Consider the following 10476-nt stretch of genomic DNA (forward strand, 5'->3'; position numbering starts at 1 on the left):
TGTTATGTTAAATACAAGATGCCAGTAAAAATTGCCTCCCCAAGCATCCCTGCCACCCATAACCGCCTCCCGAGTGCCGCCCCAGCCCCACGAGGCCCTCCCACGCACCGGCACCATCCTTGCAACCGACTGAGACACGCCGCTTGCCGCCCCAGGCGTCATAGCGGTCCATGCCACCCGACACGTTGAGGTTTCCCCATGATCAAGACACTCCTGCACAGCGTTATGGCAGTCGCCGTCGTCGCCGCGCCGTTGGCGCATGCCCAGACCAAGTCGGTCGATCCGTACACCCAGGGCGCCAAGACGGCCAAGCCGGATCCGTATCTGGACGGGGCCAAGACCGGCAAGCCGGATACGTTCACCGATGGTGCGAAGTCTGGCAAGTTCGACTCCTATACCGAAGGCGCCCGTCAGCCGACCGCTTCGAGCCTGGCGCCGGGCAAGACGGCGGATCCGTTCACGGATGGCGCGCGCAAGGCTGATCCCTACACCGATGGCGCGAAAAGTTCGCGATAGCCTGCCAATGCGCTAGCCGATCGTCACCGCACTTTCGGACATGCCCGCGCGGCCCGCACCGCGCACCGCCCGGCGGCCACTGCGGCCATCGGGCCCGGCCGCTGCGTCTGGCCCGACCGCAGCCGGCCACAACGAGCCGCGTCAACTGCACCCCGGTGGGATAGAATCGCCCAATCCGGGGTCGCCCCCGTCCCTGCACTCCCCTTCTGGGCCAGCCTTCGCGGTCGGGCCTGTTATCGATCCAGTTATGACTAAACAGCTCGTGCGCGTCCAAAGCGGTGTACCGGGGCTTGATACGATTCTTTGCGGCGGCCTTGTGCAGGGGGCGACGTACATCGTCCAGGGCAGTCCCGGCGCGGGGAAGACGATCCTGGCCAACCAGATCGCGTTCCATCAGGTCAAGGCCGGCGGGCGCATTCTCTACGTCACGCTGCTGGCGGAGTCGCATGACCGGCTGTTCCAGGCGCTGGCGACGTTCGATTTCTACGATGGCGCGGCGGTCGGCCGCGACGTCTTCTACATCAGCCTGTTCAAGATCCTGCAGGAGCAGGGGCTCCAGGCGCTGGTCAAGGCGCTGCGCCAGGAAATGGCGCGCAACCAGTGCGACACGCTGGTGCTGGACGGCCTGCTGATTGCCAAGGACAAGGCCGAGTCCGCGCTGGACGTCAAGACGTTCGTGGCCGAATTGCAGAGCCACGCGGCGTTCACCGGCTGCACCGTCTTCTTCCTGACCAGCGCCGGCATCGACGATGTCAGCCCCGAGCACACGATGGTCGATGGCGTCATCCAGCTCAAGGAAGAACTGGTCGGCATCCGGACCGTGCGCCAGATGCGCATCTCCAAGTCGCGCGGCAGTGCCGCGCTGGGCGGCCTGCACCAGTATCGTATCTCCGACCACGGCATCGACGTCTATCCGCGCCTGGAGGCGCTGCACGACACCCCGTCCAGCGACGAATGGCTCGAACACGCGCGCCTGGAAACCGGCGTGCAGGGCCTGGAACCGCTGATCGGCGGCGGGCTGCCAGCCAGTTCGGTGACGCTGCTCATGGGCGCGGCCGGCAGCGGCAAGACGACGTTCGGCATCAATTTCCTGAGCCTGGTCACCCCCGAGTCGCCCGGGCTCTATTTCGGGTTCTACGAATCGCCGCTGCGGCTGAAGGCGAAGGCGCGCGCGCTGGGCATCGACCTCGATGCGCTGGAGCGCTCCCGCGCGCTGTACATCCTCTGGAATCCGATGACGGAGAACCTGCTGGACCTGCTGGGCCACCAGTTGCTCGCCGCCGTGCGCGAACATGGCGTGCGCCGGGTGTTCATCGATGGCGTGACGGGGTTCCAGCGGTCTGCCTTCCACCAGGGCCGCCTGGTCGAGTTCTATACGGCCGTGACCAATGAACTGCGCGCCGCAGGCGTTTCCACCGTGGCGACGCTGGAGGTGCCCGATTTCAACAGCCTGACGGGCACCGATCCCCTGCCCGACTACAGCAGCCTGATGGACAACCTGATGCTGCTGCGGCACGTCAGGCTGGGCGGCGAGCTGCGGCGGTTCGTGGGCGTCGTCAAGATGCGCGACAGCGCGTTCGACACCACGTTCCATGACGTCGTGATCGGTCCCGGAGGCCTGCGGGTCGCCAACCGCCTGATCGTGTCCCAACATCCAGGCGAACCGGATTCTGTTTCAGTTTTCACAGGCGCCCAACCCCAAACCAGGTCCTAAGCCATGGCAACGGTAGTCGTCATTGACGATGAAACCATGAATGCCGATGCGCTGGCGTTCATGCTGGAGGCCGAGGGGCTCGAGGTTCGCACGGCTGCCGATGGCGAGGAAGGCATTCGCCTGGTGGCAGACCTGGTGCCGGACGTCGTCATCACGGACTTCATGATGCCTGTGATGACCGGCCTGGAAGTCGCGCAGGCGCTGCGGGCGGACCAGGCGGTGGCGCACATCCCCATCATCCTGCTCACCGCTGCGCAGGCCGAGATCGGCCGCCAGCATCCTCACCTGTTCGATGTCGTGCTCGAAAAACCCTGCCTGCCGGTCGACGTGATAGACATTGTGATGCGGCTCGCCAGGGACGGCCGCGGCAACTAGCCAAAAGAGCCCGGCCGCCCACTGGCGGCCCGTCCCGTACTGCCTTACATCCGGTAGCGCAGGGTCGCCATGACGCTGCGCGGTGCGCCCGGCAGGTTCAGGTTCGGGCTGGAGCCGTGCCCGGACACGATGTAGCCCTGGTTGAAGATGTTGTAGAGGTTCAGTTGCGCCTCGAACTTGCCCCGGCGATACCAGGCCACCATGTCGGCCGTGACGTAGCCCGGCAGCGTCACGGTGTTGGCCGGATCGGCCTGCCGCGCGCCCACCAGGTTCAGCCCGCCGCCCAGGCCAAAGCCGTGGCCCAGGTCCTTGGTCAGCCAGACATTGCCCGAATGGCGCGGCGTCAGCGTCGCCTGCTTGCCCTGCAGCGCCGGCGTGGACTGCGTGACCACCGCATCCAGATAGGCGTAGCCGCCCAGCATGCGCCAGCCGCCGCCCAGTTCCGCCGCGCCGCTCAGTTCCAGGCCGTCGGTCCGCTGCTCGCCAATCGGGATCAGCGCCGTGCCGGTGGCGTTGGCCACCTTGATGTTGGTCCGTTCGATCCGGAACAGCGACACCGTCGTGCTGGCCTTGCCATCCAGGAAGTCGTACTTGGCGCCCACTTCGGTATTGCGCGTCGTCTCCGGCGCCAGCTGCGCGTTGTTGGCCGCCAGCGAGAACGCTTCACCAGACGGCTGGAACGACCGGCTCCACGACACGTAGTACGACTGCTGCTTCGACGGCTGCCAGACCAGTCCGGCGCGCGGGCTCCAGGCGTTGTCCGTGCGCGCCAGGTTCGGCTGGCCCGGCAGGCGCTGGATGGTTTCCTGCTCGAAGCGGTCGTAGCGCACGCCCACCAGCGCCTTCCACTGTTCCGAGAACTGGATCATGTCCTGCGTGTAGAGCCCCAGCGTCTTGAACACGCCCAGGTTGCTCGTGGCCGGCGTGCCACCCACCAGGCGCGGCAGCACCGGCAGCACCGGGTTGAACAGGTCCACCGACGCTACGTTGGCACGCGAGTAGTTGACCAGGTCCTTGTTCTGCTGCCCCACTTCCACGCCATACAGCAGCTCGTGCTTCATGCCGAAGAATTCGGCCTTCTGCGTCAGGTCGGTCTGGTTGAACCAGCCGTGTTCTTCGCGGTAGACGTTGCTGTGCGTCAGCGATGCGCGCCGCGTGGTCTCGTTGACCGAGCCCACCAGCGTGTTGTTGCGGTCGAGCGAATAGTGGTAGTAGCGCGTGGCGTTGCGGATCGACCAGTTGTCGTTGAACCGGTGGTTCACGGTGGCCGTGCCCGAGTAGACGCGGCTCTGGCTGTAGTCGGCATCGCGCGCGTTGGCGGCGCCGTAGTACGTCGACGGGTCCACCGGCACGGGACGGCCCTGGTACGCCGGCACGCCGAAGTCGGTGACGCGGCGGTCTTCCAGCCAGTCCGCCTGCAGCAGCACGGTGGTCTGCGGGGCCAGCCGCAGCTCCAGAGACGGCGCCACGGCCGTCCGGTTCAGGAACTGCTGCGACCGGTAGCTGTTGGCTTCCTCGTGGGCGGCGGTGATGCGGAATGCCGCGGCGCCGTTGCCGAACGTGCGGCCCACGTCGCCCTCCACCCGGCGGTCGGCCCACATGCCGTAGCTGAGCGCGAAATCGGTGACGTCGATGCCCGGCTTCTTCGTGACGCGATTGATCAGGCCGCCCGACGAACCCCGCCCGTAAAGCACGGCGGCCGGCCCCTTGATGACCTCGATACGGTCGACGTTGGACAGGTCGCGGAAGTACAGCGCGTCGTCGCGGATGCCGTCGACGAACTGGTCGGCAATGGCGCTGAAGCCACGGATCGACACCTGGTCGCGCTGCCCGTCGCCCGACGAAAAACTCACGCCCGGCACGTTCTTGAGCGCGTCCTGGATCGACGTCGCATGCTGGTCCTGCATGACCTGCGCGGTCACCACGTTGACGGTTTGCGGGACGTCGCGCAGCGGTGCCTCGGTCTTGGTGGCGCTGACCGTCGACGTGGGCTTGTAGCCGGTGCCGAGGTCCTTGTCGCCATCGGCGCGGACCGTCACGGAAGGCAGTGTCTGGGGTTCGGCGGGCACGTTCTGGGCGTGCGCGACATGGAAAAACAACGCGGGTCCGATCGAAACGCTAACACGGACGTACTTCTTGTGCAGATAACGGCTCATTTCCCTGACTGTAATGGTTTTGTAATTCTTTGAATGGGAGCGATTATCATTTTCGATACCTGCGCCGTCAACGAATTTGCTCCAAACGGGTGAAACTGTTGCGCGGCCCGGCGGCGTTAAGGTTTTTTTAAGGTCCGTCGGATACTCTGCGCGACGGCGCTTGGCCCGTCCTCCACGGGCAGGCGCCGGCCGATCCACCGCCTGACGCAGAGACGATCCCCATGCCTCACCACAAGCCCCGGCCCCCACACCTCCGGCCGGCCGGCGTACCGCTGTATGGCCAGGGATCGATCGCCCCCCATCTGTCCGGCGCAGGCTGGACTGCCCTGTGGGTTGCCGCCGCCCTGCTCCTCTGGTTCGGTCCGCTGGGCCTGGGTCACCTGCTCGGGCCCGACGAAGGCCGCTACGCGGAAATCTCGCGCGAGATGCTGTCCACCGGTGACTGGGTCACCATCCGCTACAACGACCTGAAGTACTTCGAGAAACCGCCCTTCCACATGTGGACGACGGCCGTGGTCTACGCGCTGTTCGGCATCGGCGAGTGGCAGGCCCGGCTGACGGTGGCGCTGGCCGGCCTGCTTGGCATAGCGATGACGATGCTGGCCACGTGGCGATGGTTTGGCCTGCGGGCCGCCGCCTTTGCCGGGCTGGCCCTGCTGGCCGCGCCCATCTGGAGCATCGCCGCCCACTACAACACGCTCGACATGACCCTGGCCGGCGTCATGTCCTGCGTGCTGGCCTGCATGCTGATGGCCCAGCACCCGGACGCCGCGCCCGCCGCGCGCCGCAGGTGGATGCTGGCCTGCTGGGCCGCGATGGGCGTGGCGATCCTGACCAAGGGGCTGGTCGGCATCGTCCTGCCGGGGCTGGTGTTGCTGGTCTACATGGCCGTGACGCGCGACTGGCGGCTGTGGCGGCGCCTGCATCCCGTGCTGGGCGCGCTGGTCATGCTGGCCGTCACCGTGCCGTGGTTCTATCTGGTGGCCAGCCGCAACGCGGAATTCCTCCATTTCTTCTTTATCCACGAGCACTGGCAGCGCTACACGACCAACCTGCACGCCCGGAGCGGCCCACTCGCCTACTTCGTGCCGATCCTGGTCGGCGGTTTCCTGCCCTGGATCGGCCTGTGGCCACGGATCTGGGCGGCCGTGCCCCGCACGGACGGGCGCCAGCCGCCCGCGTTCCGGCCGGCACTGATGGCCGGCCTCTGGGCCGCATCGATCTTCGTGTTCTTCAGCCTGTCCCATTCCAAGCTGCCCGGCTATATCGTGCCGATCGTCCCGGCGCTCGGCCTGCTGGCCGGCGTGGCGCTCGACAAGCTCGACCCCGCCGCCTGGCGCAGGCAACTGCGGATCATGGCGGCGATTGCCGGCTGCGGGCTGCTGGCCGCGCCGTTCGTGGCGACGCTGCATGCCAACCACACGCCCAACGCGGTCTGGCGCGTCTACGCCGTGTGGGTCGCCGCGGCCTTCCTGATCATGCTGGTGTCGATCGCCATCGCCTGCGTGCTGGCGCGCCGCGGCGTGCTGCGCAGCGTGGCGGTGTACGCGATGGGCATGTACCTGGGCTTCAGCACGGCGCTGGTCGGCTACGAGACCGTGGACGGCCCCGCGTCGGGCGCCACGCTGGCCCCGGAACTGCGGCTGGTGCTGACGCCCCGGATGCCGCTGTACGGCGTGCAGATGCTCGACCACACGCTGCCGTTCTACGTCGGCCATCCGCTGACGATGGTCGGCGCGGCCGACGAGCTGACGTTCGGCACCGACATCGAGCCGGACCGCGCCGTTCCCACCCTTGCCGCGTTCGAAAAGCGCTGGGCCGGCCCCGAGGCGGCGATGGCTGTCATGTCGCCGGAGACCTACCTGCAACTCTCGCCGCTGATGCATACCTATGTGGTCTACCGCGACTGGTACCGCGTGGTGGTCAGCAACACCCCGCTGCCGGCCGCGCTGGCGGGCAACAAGGCCGCCCCCGGCCCCGTCGATTCCCGCGAAATCCGGCTCGGCATGCGGCACCCATAGCGGGCATTCAGGCGTCCGACAGCCGTCGGCGGGCGGTCTTACATTTGCGGGCAGAGCCGTGTATAAGTCGGTCTGGCTTGATTCCCGCGCAACAATGAAGACGACGATAGACGAACTGCTGGCCTTTGTGGCCGTCGTGGACACTGGCTCGATCACGGCGGCGGCCGATCACCTGTCGCTGACCGTATCCGCCACCAGCCGCACGCTGAGCCGGCTGGAGGAAAAGCTGCAGACCACGCTGCTGCGCCGGACCACGCGCCGACTGGAGTTGACCGAGGAGGGCGCCGCCTTCCTGGAACAGGCACGCGCCATTCTGGCGATGGTGGACGCGGCCGAGGAGCAGATGGCCGCCCGCCGCCTGCGTCCGGTGGGCCGCCTGCGCGTCGACGCCGCCACGCCATTCATGCTCCATGTCATCGTGCCGCTCGTGGAAGGCTTCCGCGCGCGCTACCCCGACGTCGAACTCGAACTCAATTCGAACGAAGGCATCATCGACCTGCTGGAAAAGCGCACCGATGTGGCGTTCCGGATCGGCACGCTCAAGGATTCGACGCTGCATGCCCGCCCCATCGGCACCAGCCGTATCCGCGTGCTGGCCAGCCCCGACTACCTGAAGCGGCACGGCACGCCGACAAAGGTCGAACAACTGTCCGGCCATGCGCTGCTGGGCTTCACGCAGCCCGAATCGCTGAACGACTGGCCGCTGCGCGCCGCCGACGGGGGCATCGTCCACATCAAGCCGACCATTGCCTCGTCGAGCGGCGAGACGCTGCGCAGCCTGGCGCTGGCCGGCCAGGGCATTGTCTGCTTGTCCGATTTCATGACGCGCGACGACCGCCAGTCCGGCCGGCTGGTGCCGCTCTTCGCCCGCCAGACGCTCGATGTCCGCCAGCCGATCCACGCGGTCTACTACCGCAACACCGCCCTGGCCTCGCGCATTACCTGCTTTGTCGACTACGTGGTCGCCACGCTGGGCCGCCGGCCGTTCGAGGACTAGCCGGCGCGCCTAGTCGGGCGACTTCACGCCGGGCCGCATGGTGGCGCTTTCCAGCAACTGTTCGTGGACGAACGCGTACAGCACCAGCGATTCGCGCTCGCCGTAGGCATCGAAGGCCACGCCGACGTTGTGGAATGGCTCGGCCGCGTCGGCGTCGGGGTCCTGCCGTGTCCATCCTTCGACGGACAGCTTTTGCTTCAGCCCCGCCGCGCGCAGCGTGAATTCCAGCCGCACCGGCTGCCCCGGCGTTTCAAACTGCGGCGACGCCGTGGAAATCGACGCCCCGCCCGTGCTCAGGTCCGTGATCAGTACCGTCTGCGGCCGGGCCTGTTCCCCGGACAGCACCAGCGACCCCACCAGCCGCACCGGTACGCGGATGCTGCCGCGCATCTCGCGCGCCTCGATATGCCGGATATCGTCAAGCATCCAGTACGGGAACGGCGTGCGCGACGTGGCCTGGACGCGCGCCGAGAAACTGTGGATGTTGGTGCCCGAGAACCCGCGGAACAGCACCACTTCGCCATCGGCGATCTCGGCGGCCACGCCGGCAAGGCTGGGCCAGCCGATGAACGCGGCGCCGTCGTTGAAGCCGATCAGCCGGCTGACGGCCGCGCGCGCCGCGTCGGTAGGCCGCTTGACGTGCAGCAGCGTGCCGACCAGCAGGCCATACCGGTCGTGCCAGGCGGTGCTCGGCATGTCGGCCCGCAGCGGCGCCTCGCCATCGGCCCAGAAACAGCGCCCGCCGTGCAGCGCCAGTTCCCGCTCCTCGGCGGCGTGGAACACCGTGCCTTCGTCCGCGACCGGAAAGCCCAGTTCATCGACCAGCGTCGCCTTCAGCGGTTGGCCCAGTTCGATCTCTTCAGCCTGCACTTCCCTGCGCATGGTCAGCCCTTTGTTGTGGTGGGCGGGTCGATCCGCCACGGTGATTCGTGTTTCCGGCCCAGACCATCGCCGGGACGCTCAGCCGCCGAAGGCATCTTCCATCTGCCGGGCGCGCTTGACACTGTCGCCATGCAGGTAGAGCGAGGTCGTCGATACCGACGCGTGGCGCAGGTTGTCGCGCACCGTGGTCAGCTCCGCGCCGCGTGCCAGCGCGTGCGTGGCGTGGGTATGGCGCAGCCAGTGCGGGCTGGCCTGGCGCAGTTTTTCCGCCGTGGCCGGCCGCTCGGCCTCCAGCGTGTCGGCGGCGGTCGAGAAGAACCGCTTGATGATCATCCACAATCGCGCGCCTGTAATCCCCCCACTTTCGTCGGGGCCCAGGCTGCCGACAATTGGCGTAGCGGGGTCCCAATGGGCGCGGGCCACCGGCAGGCCGCGTTCGACCAGGTAGCGGTCCAGCGCGTTGCGCGCCAGCGGCGGCAGCGCCACCCGGCCCGCCTTGGCGCCCTTGCCCACCAGATGCAGCCAGTGGTCGCCATGCAGGTCGGTTTCCACGTTGCGCAGCGTGGCGCCGACCAGTTCGCTGGCGCGCAGGCCCGTGGCGTAGGTGAAATCGAGGATGAAACGCAGCCGCTGGGCCGCCGGCGCCTCCCAGCCGTACGACCATTCCAGGCCGTCGGCGATGCTGCGCGTGAGCATCCATTCCCCTTCGGAGAACGCATGCGAGACGTCCAGCGCCGCCGTCTTGGCCCCGCCGCGTACCTTCAGCCCGGCAAACGGATTGGCCAGCACGTAGCGCTGCTGCACCAGCCAGCGGAACAGCGCGCCCAGCACCTGCAGCGTGTAGGCGGCCGAGCGCGGCGATAACGCATCGGTAAACGGCTTCCAGTCCGGCGCGCTGCGCGGCCGGGCCGGGCCCACCCAGCGGTCGCGCGGCCGGGGCTGGCGCAGGAAATTGCGGTAGGCGGTGGCGTCCTCGGTCGTCAGCGACGACAGCGGCCGGCCTTTCTCGATGATCGCCCACAGGATCAGGCGCTCGGCCTCCTTGCGGTAGGCGCGCTGCGTCGACGGGGATTCATGGAGCGCCAGCCACGCCTGCACCGCCGCGTAATCGTTGTCGGCGTTGAGCGAGCAGGTCTCGCGCGGCGCGCGGAACTGGCCCAGCGAACCGTCCACTTCATGCGGCAGATGGCCCATCTGCTCCCACGGCACGATCATCGCGCGGGGCTGGGCCGCGACCAGCGCCCGGGCGCGGGCGGTCAGCTCGGGCCATTCGGCAAAGAACGCCTCGATCCGCCGCGCACCGCTGACGCCCAGGCCGGGAATCGTCGCCCACCACTGGCGGCGGCGCGGGATGCGGACGGTCAGGTCGGCCAGCGTGTGGATGTCGTGCGCCCGCAGCGCGGCCACCGACGCCGGCGCCAGCCACATGCCGATGTCATCGGCAATCTGCGGCGCGGGTGGCGGCATGTTGCGCAGCGTCTCGATGGCCTGGTCCGCCGCCCTGCCCCGCTGCGGCCGTTCGGCGGCCGGGAATTCGAACAGGGCGGCCAGGTCCTCGCGCCGGCGGTAGCGGGCGTAGGCCGCCAACTGCCGCCGGATGCGGCCGAGGATGCCGCGCGACGACTGGCCGTGCGCGCGGTCGGCATCGAGATACTGGGTGACGGCGGCCCGCGTCGACATCCCCGCGTGCCACGCGCGCAGCGTGGCCAGGGAATCGGCGTCGGGAAAGGCGGAAAGCGGGGGTTGGGGGGCTGTCATCGGCGGGAGTCTAGCACCGGCGTCCTCGCGTTGCGATAACTTTTCTTATCGCAATGG

The 10476-nt window shown here is 67.9% G+C and carries 8 protein-coding genes; 5 read left to right on the forward strand and 3 right to left on the reverse strand.

Going from position 1 to position 10476, the window contains the following annotated elements; genetic code table 11:
• Nucleotides 1-198 precede the first annotated feature (198 nt).
• From QTN24_RS24820 to QTN24_RS24830, 3 genes are all read left to right on the forward strand, one after another.
• Nucleotides 199-516: a hypothetical protein gene (locus QTN24_RS24820; RefSeq protein ID WP_313840226.1), complete on the forward strand. Its 318-nt coding sequence runs from the start codon at nucleotides 199-201 to the stop codon at nucleotides 514-516.
• A gap of 247 nt (nucleotides 517-763) precedes the next feature.
• Nucleotides 764-2230 (forward strand): ATPase domain-containing protein, encoded by a 1467-nt coding sequence (locus tag QTN24_RS24825; protein WP_124686611.1) that lies wholly within the window; start codon nucleotides 764-766, stop codon nucleotides 2228-2230.
• A 3-nt stretch (nucleotides 2231-2233) separates the two neighbouring features.
• A complete protein-coding gene (locus QTN24_RS24830) occupies nucleotides 2234-2605 on the forward strand; it encodes a PleD family two-component system response regulator (protein WP_124686612.1) in 372 nt (123 codons plus the stop codon).
• A gap of 44 nt (nucleotides 2606-2649) precedes the next feature.
• Here QTN24_RS24830 and QTN24_RS24835 read toward each other — a convergent pair whose 3' ends face one another.
• On the reverse strand, nucleotides 2650-4761 hold the full coding sequence (locus QTN24_RS24835; protein ID WP_313840227.1) for a TonB-dependent siderophore receptor: 2112 nt from the start codon (nucleotides 4759-4761) through the stop codon (nucleotides 2650-2652).
• 221 nt (nucleotides 4762-4982) lie between these two features.
• Between QTN24_RS24835 and QTN24_RS24840 the strand changes: the two genes are divergently transcribed.
• The gene (locus QTN24_RS24840) at nucleotides 4983-6782 is read left to right on the forward strand and encodes a glycosyltransferase family 39 protein (protein WP_313840228.1); all 1800 of its coding nucleotides are present in this window, start codon (nucleotides 4983-4985) and stop codon (nucleotides 6780-6782) included.
• A gap of 94 nt (nucleotides 6783-6876) precedes the next feature.
• Nucleotides 6877-7779 carry a LysR family transcriptional regulator gene (locus tag QTN24_RS24845; protein WP_124686615.1) on the forward strand — a complete coding sequence of 301 codons (903 nt, stop codon included), beginning with the start codon at nucleotides 6877-6879 and terminating at the stop codon, nucleotides 7777-7779.
• Nucleotides 7780-7788: 9 nt separating this feature from the next.
• On the opposite strand, the gene QTN24_RS24850 is transcribed toward QTN24_RS24845, so the two are convergent.
• Both QTN24_RS24850 and QTN24_RS24855 read right to left on the reverse strand, forming a co-directional pair.
• A complete protein-coding gene (locus tag QTN24_RS24850) occupies nucleotides 7789-8700 on the reverse strand; it encodes a flagellar brake protein (protein ID WP_313840229.1) in 912 nt (303 codons plus the stop codon).
• Nucleotides 8701-8739: 39 nt separating this feature from the next.
• Nucleotides 8740-10419 (reverse strand): site-specific integrase, encoded by a 1680-nt coding sequence (locus QTN24_RS24855; protein WP_313840230.1) that lies wholly within the window; start codon nucleotides 10417-10419, stop codon nucleotides 8740-8742.
• Nucleotides 10420-10476: the final 57 nt, after the last annotated feature.

The organism is Cupriavidus sp. SZY C1 (genome assembly GCF_032190535.1).
Lineage (GTDB): Bacteria > Pseudomonadota > Gammaproteobacteria > Burkholderiales > Burkholderiaceae > Cupriavidus > Cupriavidus pauculus_C.